21 protein-coding genes and 1 pseudogene are annotated in these 16,890 nt (G+C 71.4%); 6 read left to right on the forward strand and 16 right to left on the reverse strand.

The features are described 5' to 3' along the window. Positions 1-348 precede the first annotated feature (348 nt). The 16 genes and pseudogenes from RM572_RS26405 to RM572_RS26480 form a co-directional block, all read right to left on the reverse strand. Positions 349-1,170 (reverse strand): DUF317 domain-containing protein, encoded by an 822-nt coding sequence (locus tag RM572_RS26405; protein ID WP_311675941.1) that lies wholly within the window; start codon positions 1,168-1,170, stop codon positions 349-351. A gap of 2 nt (positions 1,171-1,172) precedes the next feature. After that, complete coding sequence (locus tag RM572_RS26410) at positions 1,173-1,463, reverse strand: hypothetical protein (protein WP_311675895.1); 291 nt, start codon at positions 1,461-1,463, stop codon at positions 1,173-1,175. A gap of 55 nt (positions 1,464-1,518) precedes the next feature. Next, positions 1,519-1,876, reverse strand: a pseudogene (locus tag RM572_RS26415) (DUF317 domain-containing protein). Between the two features lie 94 nt (positions 1,877-1,970). Next, on the reverse strand, positions 1,971-2,255 hold the full coding sequence (locus RM572_RS26420; RefSeq protein WP_311675896.1) for a hypothetical protein: 285 nt from the start codon (positions 2,253-2,255) through the stop codon (positions 1,971-1,973). A gap of 58 nt (positions 2,256-2,313) precedes the next feature. Continuing rightward, positions 2,314-3,516, reverse strand: coding sequence for an IS110 family RNA-guided transposase (locus tag RM572_RS26425; protein WP_311675897.1), 1,203 nt, complete (start codon positions 3,514-3,516; stop codon positions 2,314-2,316). Between the two features lie 271 nt (positions 3,517-3,787). Then, a complete protein-coding gene (locus RM572_RS26430) occupies positions 3,788-4,276 on the reverse strand; it encodes a hypothetical protein (protein WP_311675898.1) in 489 nt (162 codons plus the stop codon). Between the two features lie 19 nt (positions 4,277-4,295). Then, entirely contained in the window at positions 4,296-5,171 is an 876-nt protein-coding gene (locus RM572_RS26435) for a DUF317 domain-containing protein (RefSeq protein ID WP_311675899.1), read from the reverse strand. Positions 5,172-5,244: 73 nt separating this feature from the next. Further along, entirely contained in the window at positions 5,245-5,574 is a 330-nt protein-coding gene (locus tag RM572_RS26440) for a hypothetical protein (RefSeq protein ID WP_311675900.1), read from the reverse strand. Next, positions 5,571-6,053, reverse strand: coding sequence for a regulator (locus RM572_RS26445; protein WP_311675901.1), 483 nt, complete (start codon positions 6,051-6,053; stop codon positions 5,571-5,573). The genes RM572_RS26440 and RM572_RS26445 overlap by 4 nt, the downstream gene beginning before the upstream one ends. Further along, on the reverse strand, positions 6,050-6,904 hold the full coding sequence (locus tag RM572_RS26450) for a helix-turn-helix domain-containing protein (RefSeq protein ID WP_311675902.1): 855 nt from the start codon (positions 6,902-6,904) through the stop codon (positions 6,050-6,052). Before RM572_RS26450 ends, RM572_RS26445 begins: the two co-directional genes overlap by 4 nt. Positions 6,905-6,996: 92 nt before the next feature. Then, positions 6,997-7,359: a hypothetical protein gene (locus RM572_RS26455; protein ID WP_311675903.1), complete on the reverse strand. Its 363-nt coding sequence runs from the start codon at positions 7,357-7,359 to the stop codon at positions 6,997-6,999. Beyond that, positions 7,356-7,814: a hypothetical protein gene (locus RM572_RS26460; protein WP_311675904.1), complete on the reverse strand. Its 459-nt coding sequence runs from the start codon at positions 7,812-7,814 to the stop codon at positions 7,356-7,358. Before RM572_RS26460 ends, RM572_RS26455 begins: the two co-directional genes overlap by 4 nt. Positions 7,815-8,010: 196 nt before the next feature. Next, on the reverse strand, positions 8,011-8,769 hold the full coding sequence (locus RM572_RS26465) for a hypothetical protein (protein WP_311675905.1): 759 nt from the start codon (positions 8,767-8,769) through the stop codon (positions 8,011-8,013). A 63-nt stretch (positions 8,770-8,832) separates the two neighbouring features. Then, positions 8,833-9,309, reverse strand: a complete 477-nt coding sequence (locus RM572_RS26470) for a hypothetical protein (RefSeq protein ID WP_311675906.1) — start codon at positions 9,307-9,309, stop codon at positions 8,833-8,835. Further along, positions 9,306-9,863: a DUF4913 domain-containing protein gene (locus RM572_RS26475; RefSeq protein ID WP_311675942.1), complete on the reverse strand. Its 558-nt coding sequence runs from the start codon at positions 9,861-9,863 to the stop codon at positions 9,306-9,308. The genes RM572_RS26470 and RM572_RS26475 overlap by 4 nt, the downstream gene beginning before the upstream one ends. Before the next feature lie 191 nt (positions 9,864-10,054). Continuing rightward, a complete protein-coding gene (locus RM572_RS26480; protein ID WP_311675907.1) occupies positions 10,055-10,810 on the reverse strand; it encodes a DNA-methyltransferase in 756 nt (251 codons plus the stop codon). Between the two features lie 471 nt (positions 10,811-11,281). On the opposite strand from RM572_RS26480, the gene RM572_RS26485 reads away from it, so the two are divergent. The 6 genes from RM572_RS26485 (at position 11,282) to RM572_RS26510 (ending at position 16,866) form a co-directional block, all read left to right on the forward strand. Next, the gene (locus tag RM572_RS26485) at positions 11,282-12,394 is read left to right on the forward strand and encodes a C40 family peptidase (protein WP_311675908.1); all 1,113 of its coding nucleotides are present in this window, start codon (positions 11,282-11,284) and stop codon (positions 12,392-12,394) included. 109 nt (positions 12,395-12,503) lie between these two features. Beyond that, a complete protein-coding gene (locus tag RM572_RS26490) occupies positions 12,504-12,815 on the forward strand; it encodes a DUF6112 family protein (RefSeq protein WP_311675909.1) in 312 nt (103 codons plus the stop codon). Then, positions 12,815-13,489 (forward strand): hypothetical protein, encoded by a 675-nt coding sequence (locus RM572_RS26495; protein ID WP_311675910.1) that lies wholly within the window; start codon positions 12,815-12,817, stop codon positions 13,487-13,489. The genes RM572_RS26490 and RM572_RS26495 overlap by 1 nt, the downstream gene beginning before the upstream one ends. Before the next feature lie 18 nt (positions 13,490-13,507). After that, positions 13,508-14,815: an SCO6881 family protein gene (locus RM572_RS26500; protein ID WP_311675911.1), complete on the forward strand. Its 1,308-nt coding sequence runs from the start codon at positions 13,508-13,510 to the stop codon at positions 14,813-14,815. Positions 14,816-14,896: 81 nt separating this feature from the next. After that, positions 14,897-16,369: an SCO6880 family protein gene (locus tag RM572_RS26505; protein ID WP_311675912.1), complete on the forward strand. Its 1,473-nt coding sequence runs from the start codon at positions 14,897-14,899 to the stop codon at positions 16,367-16,369. 41 nt (positions 16,370-16,410) lie between these two features. After that, positions 16,411-16,866, forward strand: coding sequence for a DUF6238 family protein (locus RM572_RS26510; protein ID WP_311675913.1), 456 nt, complete (start codon positions 16,411-16,413; stop codon positions 16,864-16,866). Positions 16,867-16,890: the final 24 nt, after the last annotated feature.

A 16,890-nucleotide genomic window follows, 5' to 3' on the forward strand; every position in this document is an offset into this window, starting at 1 on the left:
TCCGTCGTCGTCGGCCGCACCCGTACCGTCTGCCATGCGGGCCAGAAGCAGGTGGAGTCGATGGTGACAAGGAATTTACCGGGCTCCGGCGGTTCCTCCCGGGAGTGCTTCTTCGGGCCCTCCGGATGCCGTGAACATCTGCCGCCAGAAGCTCGTGAACACAGCTACCCTGCAGTCGCCGGGGCGCCATCGCGCTTGAAAGTGCGAGAGGCCGAGTGTGCCGGCTAAAGGGGCGGGCCCGGCCCGGCCTTCCTGATAACGAGTGGGAAGGCCGGGCCTGGGTGCTTTCACGGGCAGGTGTTGTTCCCTGCCGTGCGAGCTTCCAGAGCACAGCAGTGCGCTAACGGCTCAGTCGGCGGGGGCGCCAAGGAGCCGGCCCTTGGTGCTGTCGGGCAGCACCCTGCGCAGCACGGGGGTGCTGGTGGTGAGGGAGGCGGCGAAGGTGGCGACGAGGTCGTGGGGGACGCCGTGGCTGAAGGAGGCTGCCCACAGGCAGGCGCCGTTGGGTGTGGGCTGTGACCATGCTTGCCATCCGGCGGGCCGTGTCTGGTCCGCTTCAGTGGCCAGGGTGTGGGGGTCGGCGTCCTGGATGAGGGGCGGCATCTCGCTGTAGGCGAGGCGGCCTGTGGCGGTTGGGTCGGCCGCCGCGGTGTGGGGGCGGTCGGTGGCCCTGCGCCAGCCGTGCGCGGTCGCGGCGTCGAGGACCCGCTCCGGCCCGGCCCATGAGGTGGTGGGCTGGTCGTGGGCGTCGAGGGCGAGGAGGAAGTCGGCGAGCGCTTCGCCGGGGACGCCGGGGGTGAAGTAGGCGGACCACTTCCCAATCGGGCTGCTGTTGTCCGTGCGGGCGGAGACCTGCCAGGCGATCGGCAACCCTCCGAGGAGGAAGGGCTCGTCTGCCAGGACCCATTGGGCCCAGCGAAGTCCGTCGGGGCTGATGTGGAGGACGGTGCTGCGCAGGACCTGTTGGTCCTCGTCTGGCTGCTTGCGTCCTCGGATGAGGGCGAGGTTCGTCCAGCCGATGCCGGAGAGGGTGTCGGCGACGGTGTCGTAGAGGCGGCCGTCGTCACCTGCGAGGTGACGGGGGCCGACCCAGTACGTGGGCTCGGCGCCGTTCGGCGCCGTGGGGCCGGAAGGGAGTTCGGGGTACAGGAGCGCCTCCTGGGGCTGGATGTCTAGTTGCCGTCGGCGCCACGACGGATACGCTGCCGCGGCGCTGGGGCGGGTTCGTGCCAGGCGAGTGCGGCGGCAACCTCAGGGGGCAGGGGCCCGAGCTGGGTCTCCGCCTCGTTTCCCTCGGCGAGGTAAACGGCACTGCGTCCGTTCTCGTCCACCGTCTGGATGATCTGCGCGGGGCGGTGGGACATGGGAAAGTAGGGGTTCATCGCCAGCTGCAGCAGCGCGGCTGAGTCGCAGGTAGACAGGCGGTCGTGGAGATCGCCGACGGTCATCTCCGTGCTCTCCATGGGAGCCTCCAGGTTCGAGGATATGTGGGCTCTGCCAGGGCGGTTGGGGAGGGGGTCAGCCTCCAAGGGGCTGGGAGGTCTCCAGCAGGCGGCTCACGGTGGCGGCGACGATGTCTGCCGGCGTCGCGGTGTCGAAGGTGACCTGATATCCGGCCTGCTGGGGGGTGCCGGTGACGGCGATCTTCCATCCTTCACCGGTTCCGGGGCGGCCGGCCGGGAACCAGCCGGCGTAGAAGCGGCCGTCCCTTGAGCTGACGTGCACGTCGCCTCGGTCGTCGATCACGGCGTGGAAGTCCTCCGCTCGGAACTGGTCCATGACGAGCGTCGGCTGGCCGGCGCCGAGCTGCCACTCGCGGAGCCCGCAGGGCCTCGACGACGGTGGATAGTCCCGAGGTCGCGGGAGCCACGGTCACAGGCGATCACCTTTCTGACCTGGTGCTTGTGGAAAGGTCGTCTAGGTTGACATCCCTTGCCGACCCGGGCCAGTCGTTCGGGGAGAGGCGCCGGTCAGCCGCTGTGGGTGTCGTCGTGGTGCTGTGCAGCGTCGGGCGGTCGGAGGACGAAGAGTGCGCCGATGCCACCCGCCAGCAGGAGTCCCGCGGCGCCGTGGAGCCATGAGGAGCCGTCGGGGCGGGCTTCCGCCGACTGCGTCGCAGAGAAGGCTTCCTCGGCACTGAGCTTCGTGTCCGGCGGGCTTCCGTGCGGCTGCGCCTGCGCGGTCGGGGCCCCTGCCAGGAGCGCGACTGCCGTCGCGACGGCGTTGATCAGCAGGCGGGCGGGTCGTACACACACGAGGGGACTCCCGAGCAGGCAAGGGGTGGGGGCGAGGGGGGTGCCTCTATGTCTTTCGTCAAGTGTTGGCGGGGGTGCGGGGTTGGCAGAAGGTGCCGTCTCGGAGCATGGCGAACAGGACGCTGATGCGGTGGCGTGCGAGGCGGAGGAGGGCTTGGGTGTGGGTCTTGCCTCGGGCTCGGCAGCGGTCGTAGTAGGTGCGGGAGGCCGGGTCGTGGAGGGCTGCGAAGGCGGAGAGGAACATGGCGCGTTTGAGCTGCCGGTTTCCTGTTCTGGGGGCGTGTTCGCCGTGGATGGAGGTCCCGGAGGACCTGGTCGCCGGTGCGAGGCCGGCGTAGGAGGCCAGGTGGGCGGCGGTGGGGAAGCTGCTGCCGTCGCCGACGGTGACCAGGAGGACTGCGGCGGTCCTGACGCCGACGCCGGGCATCGACGTCAGGACCTGGTGAAGAGGGTGGGCCTCCAGGAGGGCCTCGATCTGCGTCTCCAGCGCCCGGCGTTGTTCGTGAACTGCGGCGAGGGACTTCGCCAGGGACGGCACGATCACGTCCAGGGTGCCGGTGCCGGGGACGACGACGGTCTGCTCGTCCAGGGCGTCGAAGACGTCGTCGATGAGCCGGGTGGCCATGCGTGGGGCCTTGGGGCGGATGAGCTCGATGAGCTTGCTCCGGCCGGCTTTGCGCAGAGCCTGTGGGGAGCCGTAGCGCTCCAGGATCCAGGTGACGGCGGGGTGGTCCAGGCGGGGGCCCAGGACACGTTCCAGCGACGGGTGGAACTGGGTGAGCAGGCCGCGGATGCGGTTGGAGGTGCGGGTGGCCTCGGCGGCCAGGTCCTGGTCGAAGCCGACCAGGAGGGTCAGTTCGGCCGTGGTCTCATCCCCCGCGTCCAGTGTGCGCAAGGTGTGCGGCATGGTGCGGGCCGCGTCCGCGATCACTGCGGCGTCGTTGGCGTCGGTCTTGGCCTCGCCGGGGTAGAGGTCGGCGATCCGGCGCATGGCCAGGCCGGGCAGGTAGGCGACCTGGCAGCCCGCGTCCCGGGCCACGGTCAGGGGCAGGGCGCCGATGGAGGCGGGCTGGTCCACGATCACCAGGACGGTGCCGAACTTGGCCGTGAGCTTGTCGAGGACGGCCCGCAGTTTCGGTTCGCTGTTCGGCAGGGGCTTGTCGAAGACCTTCTTCCCGGAGGGGGTCAGGCCGTGGCCGTGGTGGGCGGTCTTGCCCACGTCCAGGCCGAGGAAGACGCCCACTTCGTCGATGCTGGTCACCGTGCCCCCATATGTCGTCGATGGCATGCCGGCCTCGGGCTTCGGGGGCCGCACGCGCGCATCCACGTTATGCAGACCTATCGGCCGCAGACGACCTGGTGTTGCACCAGGTCAGGCGACGGCCGGTCCTCTTATCAGCGTCTCCGACGGCACCCCTCGGGCCCGGTGACACCACCCCCCAGGTCATACGAGCGACAGGGGGCAACAGTCATGCCGGGCCCGGAGGCCAACGGCCCCGTTGCAGGACCGCGAAGAAGATAACGGGGCTTGGTCAGCGGGCGCGACCGGCACCGCGGGCAGCGGGCGGGGCGGGGGCCTTCACGGGTGCTCGGCTTGAAGCACGTACTCGCGACGGGGGCCGCCATGCGCCGGGAAACCACACCGCGCTGTACTGCTCGATGGCGTCGCGCAGGCCGTTGGTGTGGGCGCCTCTCCACGGCACGATGTCAGGACGCTCACGGAAGTCGTGGAATACGGCGTAGCCCATCGATGTCGGGCTGTGGCCGAGGGTGGAGTCGCGGTGGTCGAAGGTCTTGTGGTCGTCGAACCGCAGGACGACGACATCGAGTTCGCCGCGGTCTCGGTGGATGACGGCGAGTCGGAGGCCGTCGTACACATCGGCGCGAGCGCGGGTGAAGTCGATGCGCAGCCGCAGCGGGCCGCCGGGATCTGGGGTGGCGAGGTAAGTGTCGCCGACGACGTGGCTGTCGGTGAAGGGGAGGGAGAGTTCGGCGAAGAAATCGCGGGCGTGCAGGGTCATGCGGTGCCTCCTGCCGCGGTCAGCGGCGCGGGCGGGGGTAAGTGGTTCGGCTGGTGGTGCTCCAGCGCGGCACGCTCGTGGCGGCCGCGGCCGCGGCCGCAGGGCGGCGGGTGGCGGCGGCGGTGCGCTGGACGTCGAGTGGGGTGGGTACCGGCGGGAGGATGGGGGTGAGGGTAGCCAGGTCGCGTACGTAAGAGTGGGTGTCCTGGCGCCAGCGGGGCAGCGGTGCGGGGTCGGAGACGCACTCGGTGACGGCCTTGACCAGGGCGACGGGGGTGTCGGTGCTGGCGGTGGCGTACCAGGCGGGGCGGTCGATAGAGGTGCCGGCCCACAGGTGCCAGCGGGCCTCGCGGGTGGTCAGCTCGGCCTGCGGGTCGAGGGAGTCGGTGGTGTACTCCAGCGTGGCGAGGCCGTCCGGGGCGTGCAGGGCGAGGACGCCCCAGCGCGGGTACTCGATCTTCCAGCCGCGGTTGACGAGCGGGGCGATGGCGTTGAAGGCGTTCAGTTCCGGGTCGTTGGTGTCCGGCTTGGCCAGGAAGGTCGAGGGGCCCTGCTGGTACGCATGGGCGAGTGCGGTGGTGAAGGCGGTGACGAACTCGGTCGGGCAGGAGTCGTTGAAGCACACGCCCCAGGCCGGGGGGTCGAAGGGGTTGTCGTAGGCGTTGATGCGCCACAGGCCCTCGTCGGGGCCTTCGGGGAGGAATCCGAGGCAGACGGTGTGGTCGGGCGCGGTGAGGAAGGCGTTGGCCAGCTCGTCGTGGTGGAGGTCCCAGCCCAGGGCGCGGAGGGGGTCGAGGGCGGGGTCGCCGATGCCGATCGTGCCGGCGAGGTAGCGCGGGGAGACGTAGACGTCTCCGTCTATCTCGGCGTCGGGGCTGTGGGAGGTGTGGTGCAAGGGGTCTCCGGTCGTAGGGAGTTGTGGGCGGCCGATCCGCGCTGGTGGGCTCGCGCCGTCGATGCGGCCGGAGTCAGGGGGTGCGTCGGCGGCGGGTCTCGATCGCGGCAGCCCACTGCGGGTGTTCGGCGAGCAGCCGCCTGGCGTACAGGGCGGTGAAGTTGTTGTTGAGCCCCTGCGCTCCGTGCGGGTGCCGCCAGCGCAGGGCCTCGAACAGCGCCTTCATCCCGACCCGCTTCTCTCCGGAGGCCAGGCGGCGGGCGACGAGCTGCTCCAGCTCCCGGTAGACCCACGGGTGGGCGGCGTCGAACTTGTGGAACCGCTCGCTGATCGTCGACTGGGGGCGGGGGTCGTCAAGTGCGTGTGCCGCCGTGGCCGGGCGCGTGGTGGACGTCGGTGTCATGCCGCTGTACTCCCAGGAGCAGCCAGATCTCGGGGTTGGTGGGTGCCGACCCAGTTCGCCAATTCCTGGTAAAGGCGGTCGAGACCGTGGCCTGAGGCGGTACGGCTGAAATGGTCGCCTGCGGCTTGTTCGGTCAGGTGGGTAAAGGTGTGGCGTATGCGGCTGGTGAAGTTGCAGGTGCGGTCGGGGACGTCGTGCCGGCGGGCCCAGCGGGCGGCGACGTCGTAGAGATCGGCGAGTTCGCGACCGGCCGTGCTCAGGGCAAGGCCATCCTCACAACGGTCCAGCAGTCCGAGCAGGTCTGCCTGCTCGGTTGCCTTCCGGATTTGGTGGGGCGTGAGGTCAGGAAGGGCGCTCGCCAGTCCGCGCTGCGGGACGGTGCCGTTGTCGTCGATCTCGGTAACCAGACGGACGAGTTCCGGGGAAGACAGCGCGATGCTCGTGTCCTCGAACCGGCTGCGGGAGAGGATGGTGGTCATCGACGGACGCCTCCCGTCGCGGCGCCGACCTTCGCTCGCGCGGGGCCGGTGTGGGAGAACAACTCCCCGCTGTTCCAGGCCGGGCGGTAGGCCGGCGATGTGCCGGGTGGCTTCTGAGCGGGGAGTGGCCGACGGTTGTGCCGGCTCGGTGTGCTGCGGGAGGCGGTGCCGCGGTCGGTTCGGCCCCAGACCGGGTGCCAGCCTGCTTCGGCCGAGGGACGACCTGCGGCCCACGTGGACAGCGAGTGAAAGACGCCGCCGAGGCTGGCCCCGGCCGCCGTGAGGCGGTAGGGGGCTGCGCGGTCGGCGGCGCCAGCGGCCTTGACCAGTCCGTCCTCGGTGAGCAGCCGCAGCTCCCGGTAGAGGGTGGAGGGCGCCCGGCCCGGCCCCAGGACCTTTGCCAGAGCGGGTGCGTTGGCCTCGCCGTGCATCTTCAGCGCCCACAGGGTGGCGGGCGTCTGCTTGCGGTTGAGCAGTGCGAGGCCGTCCTCGGCCTGTTCGGTAGCCGTGAGCGGCGTTTCGGGCTCTTCCAGGTGTTCCTCGGCCCAGGAGGCGATGGCGGGTAGTACCTGCAGCAGGTGCTGCCCGCGCTGGGTGAGGCCGTAGATGACGTGGCGGGCGGAGTGCTCGGTGCGGTCGGCCAAACCGGTCTCGCACAGTGCGCGGAGCTTGGGGTGGAGCTGCCCGTCGTGCAGCCAGGGGAGTGCTTCGGCGATCTCGCTGTAGCGCAGGGCGCGGTCGGCGAGGGCGGGGAGGAGCCGGACGTGCCACCTGGGGGTGATCATGGCGAGGGTCTCGGTGACCCGCGCGAGGTCGGTGGCGATGGCGGGGGGCAGACCGGTCGTGGCCAAGGAGGAACTCCTGAGGTGATAGGTGATCTCTCGGGTGGGAAGGGGCGCCGGGCGCGCGGGAGACGGATGCGGCACCGCCGCGCGGCCGGCGCTCAGCGCCTCGGCGTCGGCGTCACGGGCGCGGTCCCGGGATTCCCCACGGGTCGTGCTGGGGCGGCTGTGGGCAGGGTGGTGCTGAGTTGGTGCTGCGTGAGGTGCACCGGACGCCCTTTGTGTTCGGGGTCGGTGGGCGTCGCGTCAAGGAGGGTGTCGAGGGCGGTGCGGTAGCCGTTGCGGGCCTCCAGCGCGGCCTCCAGCCACTGGGCGTCGAACCGCAGGTCTCCTGCGGACAGGGTGACGATGTCCCGCTCCGGTGCCATCGCCTCCCGCACCCGGATCAGCTGCTGCTCAGCGAGCGCAAGGAACACCTCGGCGAGACGGGCGTCGAGCGTGCAGGGGGTGTCGCGCACGTTCACCGGGCCGCCCTCCGGGACCGGGCGCCGGAGGAGGTGGCCCGGGGCGCAGGCGTACCAAGCTTGGCGTCCGGAGATCGGCGGTGGCCGCGGGTGCGGGAGTCGACCGCGGCCCCGGGCGTGCCGGCGGTGCTGGGGTCGAGGAGGTGGGTGACGGCCATGGCACGTTCGTCGCGGGCGGCGACCGCGTCGTTGACTCGGTGCGCGAGGCCCAGCGTCGCCTCGTCCACCGGGGCGGCCTGTGTGCCCTGCAGCGCGGCGAGCAGGTCGTCCTCGGCACGTTCCAGGGCCCGCTGGGACTCGATGAGGTCGCCGTGCCGGGTTACGACATCGGTCGCGGTCGGATACACGCCGGGCGCTGCGGCCACCGCGTCTTTCAGCTGGTCCCATCGCATGTCGAATAGCCGCTCAATCTCGCCGGTGAGCACGCCCACGACATCTCCCGCGTCCTCGTACACGCACGGTTTCCTTTCGCCAGGAAAACGGCGCGCCAGGCACCGGTTTCTAAAAATCGAGGACCGGAGGCACGTGAATTGGCGGTACCGGTCCTGCCGCTCCCCTGGGGATTTCCGAGAGGTGTTACCAGGGTCCGGTGGAAAGGCAGGTTTGCCGAACCGGTGATCGCCGCCTATATTCCCGTTCCTGCAGCGGGAATTAGCGGCTGCGGCCGGGTGGGCTGTACCCAGGGACCGGTGGGGTCTGCGGCGGTCGCGGAGCTGCCGCAGTCATCCTGACGGGAGGCAGTGGCCCGGCGGTCCCGGCGAGCCGGTCCCGACACCACTGCACGGCCTCGTCCGCTGTGGCGAAGCCGCCCTCGCGCAGGGTGTAGGTCCAGGTGTTGGTGTCGACTTCCTGCAGCAGCACGCGGTACGGCGTGGCAGAAGTGCCGTTCAGGTCGCGGGTCGCAGCGACGATGACCATGTCGTCGAGGTCGTCGCTGGTGTAGCTGTAGCCGAGAGCGAAGTGGTCGCCGTCGCCCATGAGCCGTTCTTCCAGTGCACGGGGCGCTTCGTCGGCGGGGCCGGCCGTGGCGCCGAGCGGGATGCGGATGGCGTCCCGGGGGCAGCCGCGGCTGATCAGCCAGGACTGCGCCATGGCGGGCAGAGGCAGCATGACATGCTCGAAGGTGAACGTCTTCGCCTTCAGGTCACGCTTCACCTGAAGGGCTGCGATCTGGGGATCGCCGGGGATTCCCCAGGTGACGGCAGAGTTGTGCGCGACGTAGTAGCTGCTGGATCCGTCCGGAGTGTGGTGTTCGGCGAGGACGTTGTGCGCGTCCTGCTCATAGCCGACGGCGTGCCAGAACGCCACCTCGGTGTGGTGGTCGGCGGCCTCGAAACCGTCCAGGCGCAAGTCGAGGTCTCGGGGCGAGCTCCGGCTGTCTTCGGGCGGGGTGGAATCGGTGGGGGGCATGGGGCCTTTCGATCGGAGCGGCCGGCGGTGGGCGCCGGCCGAGAGGAGCAGAGAGCGCGGCCGTCAGCGGGGGGCGCGGTGCGCCCCGCAGCCGGCAGTTGGCCGGGCGGGTCCTGGGACAGGCGGGCTGGTGGTGGGCACAGGCCGGGAGCCGGAGAGTTGCGGAGAGGCCGCACGCGCGGCGTGGGTTCGGGCGCTGAGCGGCCTGCGGGTCATGCCCAGGCGGTGTCCGACGGTGTCGTAGGCGTCGTTGCCCATCCGCGGCCGGACGGCGACCACGTGAATCACCCGCCCGTACTCCGAGCCACGAGGCAGGGAACGAGGGCCGTAGACCAGGCGCCACTCCTCCCACCCCTCCAGGACGAGCTTGCGGTAACCGTCCAGATCACCGGACAGGCGCCGTCCGACCTCCCGGGCGGTGACCACGTCCTGGAGCCGGGAGAGCGCGTGGTCACGCATCTGGTCGGGCGCTTCGAGCAGGTCCGTGAGTGCACGCGGGTCGAAGCTGAGCCCGAAGACCGGCCGCCGCTCGGCGCTCATGCCTGCTCGCCTGGCGTGCCGACCTCAGGGTGGTCAGCGTCGTCCGGGCCGGTCCTCTGTGTGCGGGTGGAGGGCGGCGGGCCGGGCAGGATGCGGTGGGCCGGGCGGTCGGGGGAGGTCATGCACGCTGAGAGCGGGCCACCCGGGGCGCGGATCACGGCGAGGGTGTGGGTGAGGAAGTCGCGGTGCCACACCAGCATCCCGGACAGCCCGGCTTCGGGGTCCCTGTGCTGCTGGTAGGCCATCCACAGGGCGTGGAGCCAGGCCACGATCTCGTCGTGTTCCTGCCACTGCAGGCACCAGGGCGCGGCCGTGGTCACCTCGGCGCCGTAAACCGGGAGGAAGAAGTCGTCGACCCAGTCGCTGAGGGCGTCGAGTTCGTCCTCGTACTCCTCTCCCTCTAGCTCCAGGATCGGCCGGGGCTCCGGCGGCACGGCCGGAGCAGGGCCGCCGCCCGAGGGCATGCCGAACGCGGCGAACGGCGACGGCCCGTCGGGGGACGGGGCGGCGGCGAGGTGGTCGAGCTGCTGGGCCTGCTGCGCGGACTGGGCCATCAGCTTCCGCACGCTCGCCTCGATCCCTTCCAGATCGCCTTCCGGCAGGTGGACGGGCTCCGGCTCCCCTTGGTCACGGGGTTCTTGGGCGGATTCGGGCATGCGAGAACGGGCCTCCTACAGGCGGGGGTGGGTGAAGGGGGACGGCGGCACTCGGGCCGGCCAGTGCGTGCTCGGCGAGCGGTGACCGCTCAGGCGGTCAGGACGACGTCGTCCTGGGTGAGGGTCTGGTGCAGGGCCTCGTCGAGGCGGCGCTCGGCGATGGCGAAGTAGTGCTTGGTCTTCTCCACGCCGATGAAGTCCCGGCCCTCCAGCAGGGCGGCGACACCGGTTGAACCCGATCCGGCGCAGAAGTCGAGGACCGTGCCGTCCTCGGGGCAGATCTTGACCAGCTCGCGCATCACCGAGACGGGCTTCTGGGTGATGTGCTGCCGCACGGCACCGGAGGGCTGCGACGCGCTGTACAGACCGGGCAGGTAGACGGGGTGGCGGGCGGCGTCGAGCGGGCCGTTGGAGGCCCAGACGATGAACTCGCAGTTCTGCGTGAAGCGGCCCTTTTGCGGTCTGGCCTGCGGCTTGTGCCAGGCCAGCACCCCGCGCCACAGCCAGCCCGCGGCCTGGATCGCATCGGTGGTGACGGGCAGTTGGCGCCAGTCGGTGAACAGCAGCGCCGTCCCGCCGAGCGTCGTCAGCCGCTGCGCCTCGGTCATGATCTGGGTCAGCCAGTAACTATAGGAGCGCTGATCCATGTTCTCGCCGGTGAAGTCGGCCAGGCCGTGGCTGGCGTCGGCGGAGGTGTACTTCTGCCGCGCGCTGCGCGCAGTGCGCTCCTTCGCCGTCCGCCCGCCGGAGTTGTACGGCGGATCGGTGATCACGGAGTCGACGCAGTCGTCCGGCAGGGTGGCGAGCACGGCCAGCGCGTCGCCCTGGTTCAGGGAAAAAGGCAAAGAGGCACCCCGATTCGGGTAAGTGTGGAGGCAGAGAAAGCAGGGAGATCACCGTCGCAGCAGGAATCCCGGCATCGCGATTTGAAGGCACGAAGTAGCCAAGCGTCAGCGGACCGGGAGGCGAGGGAGTTCCCACAAGGATAGAAGCCGATCCCCGGTTGCCGAAATAGCGCCCCGCACCCCGGCCTTCGGGCTCGGCTTTTTGGCCAACCGGGGATCGGCGTCTACTGTTTTGGAACTGCCCCGGAGCACACCGAACCTGCCTCGCAGACACTCCCCACGTTCTGCTCAGATCTCCGGTCACGGGGCTGCCGGGCCGCGGCACCCCGCCCATGCAGTGCCCCCTTCTCGAACCCCATCACGCTGTGGCCCGCGCTCGCCACGCGTCCATTCGGAGGACACCTCGATGACGTCTCGTCACCCGCCCCTGCCCGGAACCCGTCTGCCGGGCCTCGATCGGAGCCGATCCGGTTGAAGGCGCTCGCCGCCGGAATCGGCGTCGTCTGCCTATCCCCACTCCTCCTCGCCGGCACTGCTCTGAGCCTGGCCGCCGCCGCACAGGCCGCCCAGCAGGCCGGCCAGTGCCTGACCGGCCCGGACGCCGGCAAGATCAGCCGGCAGGTCGACAAGCTCCTCGACGGCGCCGATCCCGGCGACGTCACGGTCGAGGGTCTGACTCTGCCGGAGCAGCAGCTCCCCCACGCCCGCACCATCGTGGCCACCGGCATCAGCCTCGACGTCCCTGGCCGCGGGCAGGTCGTGGCGCTCGCCACGGCTATGCAGGAATCGAGGCTGCGCAACCTCGCCTACGGGGACCGGGACAGCCTGGGGCTGTTCCAGCAGCGCCCCAGCCAGGGCTGGGGCACCGCCGCGCAGATCCGCGACCCCGTCCACGCCAGCAAACGCTTCTACCAGGCTCTCCTGGACACATCCGGCTGGCAGCAGATGACCATCGCCCAGGCCGCCCAGGCGGTGCAGCGTTCCGCCTTCCCGGACGCGTACGCCCAGTGGGAGCCCCTGGCGACCGCGCTGCAGCAGGCCATCGGAAAGACCCTCCCAGCAACCGGCCCCGGCAGTGGCCCGGCGTCCGACGACGGCACCGAGACGGGCCCGCCGGGCTGCACTGCCGAAGACGGGACGCAGTACGGGCCTATCCCCGAAGGCGCCGTCCCCGAGGGCTACGCGATCCCCAGAAGCGCCGACCCGCGCGCCGCGAAGGCGATCACCTGGGCGATGCGGCAGCTGGGAACGATGTACCAGTGGGGCGGCTCGTGTACGGCCCCGCGCGGCCCGGACCCGATGGGCCGCTGCGACTGCAGCTCGCTGATGCAGCAGGCGTACGCGCACGCCAGCATCGAGCTGACCCGCACCACCTACACCCAGGTGGGCGAGGGCAAGGCCGTCCCCGCCGACCGCCTGCGGCCCGGCGATCTGATCTTCAGCCGCGGAAGCGCCGCCCGCCCGGAGCACGTCGGCATGTACCTCGGTGAGGGGCTCGTCATCGAGGCCCCCCGTACCGGCAAGCCCGTCCGGATCACCCCGCTCGCGGATTGGACCGTGCTCGCCGCACGCCGCGTCGCCTGACGCCGCACCTGCCACTTCTCGCGCATCTCGCGCCTCATCCCCCTTCTGCCCTGCCTGCCGGGCCCCGTCGTTCGGCCTGCGCAACGCCAAGGAGTGCCCCGCCATACCCATGTCACCGCTCGCCGATCACCTCCTGCAGCTCGCCTACGACCCGGGGATCTCCCCCAAGGGCGGCGGCCTCCCCGGCCTGTCGGTCCTGAAGAACGTCGTCTCCAGCATCAACCTGTTCGGCATCATCGCCGTGGTCGGCGCGCTCGCCGTCTCCCTCGGCGTGTGGGCGTGGGGACACCACTCCGGCGGCCACCAGGCCGAGGCCAACGGCAAGAAGGGCGCCGTCGTCTCGGCCGGCGCCGCGCTCGGCCTCGGCGCCGCCAACGGCATCGTCGCGTTCTTCTCCGCCCTCGGCTCCCAGGTCCAGTGATGCCGAAACGATTCCCGAACCTCGCGCGTTCGGCTCGTGGCCGGCCGGCGAAGCGCCGTATCGCACTGGTCGCCGCTGGGCTGGCCTGCCTGCTCGCCCTGGCCGCCGCCACGACATGGCTCACCGGGCCCGACGATGGCGGCACTCCCGTTCCCACGGCGCCGGCCAGCTCCACACCGCCGAAACCTGACCCCACCCCGGCTTCCGGGCCGGGGTCGGTTCCGGCACCGCCGCGGGTCTCGGATCCGGTGGAGTTCGCCAAGGCCGCCGCGCGGATGCTGTGGTCCTACGACACCCGCGGCACCGGCCGCGACAAGCAGCTGGCCGGCATGAAGGAGTGGCTGACCACGGAGGAGGAATACCGCGACTTCGCCTCCGTCTCGGCCCGGGTGCCGGATCCGGTGCTGTGGTCGCGCATGGCCGACCAGGACCAGCACGCCACCGCCACCGTCGCCGAGGCCCACTACCCGGACGCGTTCAAGCAGGCCCTGGCCAAAGACCCCGCCGCGATCACCGAGGCGTACATCTACGCCGTGACCGTCACCGGCCGGCAGCGCATCGCCTGGGACGGCGGCGGCGCCGGGGCGGAGGACCGCGCGATCACCCTCGCCGTCCAGTGCCGCCCCTCCTCCGACTGCTCGCTCGTGGCCATCGCCCCACGCGTCGCGCCCTGATCTTAAGGAGACCGCCCCATGGGGTTTTGTGACCTTCCCCTCGCAGACAGCGTCTGCGCGGTCGGCGACGCGGTCGACTTCGCCACCAACCCGGGCCAGGCGATCGGCGACTGGATCGCGAAGTCCGCCGGTGAACTCGCCGCCACCGCCGCCGACCTCGCCGCCGAGGCCGTCGACACCACCACCCGCGTCAACCTCAACGCAGCCTGGTTCCGCGACAACTACGAGACGATCCTGCCCATCGGCCTCGTCCTGCTGGTCGCCACCTTCTGCGCCCAGCTCGTGCGAGCCGCGGTCAAACGCGACGGGCGGGCTCTGGCGCAGGCGTTCACCGGCACCGCCTCCGCTGTGCTGTTCGCCTTCTCGGCCATCGCACTGACCACCGTCGCGATCGAAGTCGTCGACGCCCTGTGCGCCGGCCTGCTCCAATCCGCCGGGCTGTCGATCGAGTCCGCCGTGCGCCGCATCGCGAAGGTCAGCCAGCTCGGCGCGCTGAACCAGCTGGGCTGGCTGGTCATGACCGTGGTCGCCCTCGGTTCGGCGACCGGGACCTTCTTGTACTGGTGCGTGATGATGGTCCGCAAGGTCGGCATCCTCGTCCTGGTCACCCTCGCCGTCTTCGCCAGCGCAGGCGGCGGCTGGGAGGCCACACGGCGCTGGCGCCGAGGCTGGATCGAAGCCACAGCCACCCTGGTCGCCTCCAAACTGGTCATGACGATCGTCTTCGTGCTCGGCATCTCCGCCATGGGCCGCGCCAAGCCCGAGAACGGGATCGCCGCGCTCGCCGACGTCATGGCCGGCATCGTCATCATGCTCCTCGTCCTGCTGACCCCGTACGCCACGTTCAAGTTCGTGCACTGGGCCGCCGAAGGCTCCGACGGCGAAACCCTCCACCGCGCCGGCGGCACCGGTGCCCAGCTCGCCAAGCAGCACGCCGAACGCGCCGCACGCAAGGCCGCCGCCGCAGCGACCGGCGGCGCGACCGGCGGTGCCGGAGCCGCAGCAGCGCCGCAGGGCCCCGACCAGATCCCCGGCGAGGGTGGCTTCCCCGGCGACATCGCCTCCACCTCGACCAGCAACGACAACAGCCCGAGCGGGGACTCCCCTGGCGGGCAGTCTGCGGTAGCTGGTCTGGAGAAGGTCGTGCAGCCGCCGCCGACCAGCTTCGGTGACGACACCAGCAGTCAGGTGGGCGGGAGCCCCTCGTCAGGTGCAGCAGGCGGCCGGTCGGTTGCGCCGCCGACGACGACCCCGCCGCCGCAGGGCGCACCATCCAAGGCCGACTCGGCCGGACACGCCGCGTCGCCGCCTCCGGCCGGCTCCTGACACCCCCTGCCCAACGCTCTGTGGGGGGCGGCAGACGCCGCCTGCCGCCCCCGAGAGCTCCGCTCCCCCAGGACCAGCCTCTTGTCTGACGCTTCCATCGCCCCGGTCACGGTGAAGTTCCCCCACCGCTCCCGCCGCGGCATCCTCCTCGGCCTCTCCCTCCCCCAACTGGCCCTCGTCGCCTCGGCGCTCGCGCTGCTGCTGATGACGGTGGTGACCACCGGGCTGCTCGGCGCCTTCGCGCTCACGCCGCTGTGGGTGGCGGTCGCCGCGCTGACCTGGATCCGCCGAGGCGGCCGGTCGTTGATCGACTGGGCGCCGATCGTCGCCCGCTACGCGCAGCGCCGCCGCTCCGGGCAGGCCCTGTGGCTCGCCCGGCCCGCCTCCCGGCCCCAGCACGACGGACTTCTGCACCTGCCCGGCAACGCCGCCTCGCTCAAGGTCGTCACCCCCGGCGACTCCGCCAACGGCGCCGCCGCGGTCCACGACCCGCACCGGAACACCCTCACCGCCGTCGCCCGCGTCTCCTCCCGCGCGTTCGCGCTCCTCGACCCGACGACGCAGAACCGCCACGTCGCCGGGTGGGGACGGGCACTGGCGGGCATGGCCCGAACCGGACACGTCGCGACCGTGCAGGTGCTGGAGCGCACCGTGCCCGACTCCGGCGACACCCTCGCCCGCCACTGGAACCACCACGGCCAGCCCGACACCCCCGTCGCCGGACAGGTCTACTCCGAACTCCTCACCTCCGCCGGTCCGGCAGCCGCCCCGCACGAGACCTACCTCGCCATCCGCCTCGACCTGAAGGCCGCAAAACGGCTCGTATCGAAGGCCGGCGGCGGGATGACCGGAGGGTTCACCGTGATGGCGCAGACCACGGCATCGGTCGCGCAGGCCGCGCGGAACGGCGGGCTGATGGTCACGGGGTGGCTGTCCGCGCGGGAGATCGCCGCGGTCATCCGCACCGCCTACGACCCGGGGGCGCTCGCCGCGTTGCAGCAGTGGTCCGAGCACGGGCAGGCGGAAGCCGACCCCGCCGCGGCCGGGCCGGTGGTGCAGGTCGAGGAGTGGGACCGGCTGGCCACCGACACCGCTAGGCACACCACCTACTGGGTGGAGAACTGGCCCCGCACCGAGACCGGCGCCGGGTTCCTGCACCAGCTGATGTTCACCGCCGGCGTCCGCCGCAGCCTCTCCCTCCTCTACGCACCCCAAGGGTTCGAGTCCGCATTGCGGGACGTCCAGCGCAAGAAGGCCGCGATCATCGCCGACGCCAACGAACGAGCGCGCCGCGGACAGGTCGACTCCGAAGCCGACTCCGTCGAATACGCCGACATCAAACAGCGCGAACGCCAGCTCATCGCCGGCCACGCCGACGTCGCCGTCACCGGCCTTCTGACCGTCTCCGCCGACACCAACGCCCTCCTGGACGCCGCGTGCGCGCAGATCGAGACCGCCGCCGTCTCCGCGCAGGTCGACCTGCGGCGCCTGACCTACCAGCAGCCCGACGCCTTCACCCTCGCCGCCCTGCCCCTGGCCCGCACCGCACTGTGAACCACGCCCTGCCGCGACTTCGGCAGGAAGGAACCGCCCCGTTGACCTCCCCCTCCCCCGCTGCGGGTGACGCGCACCCCTACCTGCGCGCCGCCACCGCCGGCATCCGCCACCACACCCGGGCCCTCCGCCAGGACGACGAAGGCCCGCCCGCGGACCGCGCACATCTGGACGCACTGCACGCCCACCTGACCGCCGCCCACCAGCTGATCGACCGGCTCGCGGCCACGACCCGGCCGCCCCATCCGGCGGCCGGACGGCACCTGGCCACCGCCCACACCCGGCTGTGGCAGGCCACCACCGCCGTGCACAACGCCTTCCACATGCTCCCCGCCACCGCGCAGGGCACGACCAGCGCCGAGTGCGATCCCGACCGGCTGCCGGAAGGCCCGCCGGTGCTGACGATCTGCCAGCGCCACCTCGCCGCCGGCCACACCGTGCGCCGCAAGACCACCGCCAGCGACCTCAACTCGCCGCTGCACGGCCACACCACCTGACCCCGGCCCCCGCCCCCGCCCCCG

This window comes from Streptomyces hazeniae (genome assembly GCF_031845485.1).
GTDB lineage: Bacteria > Actinomycetota > Actinomycetes > Streptomycetales > Streptomycetaceae > Streptomyces > Streptomyces hazeniae.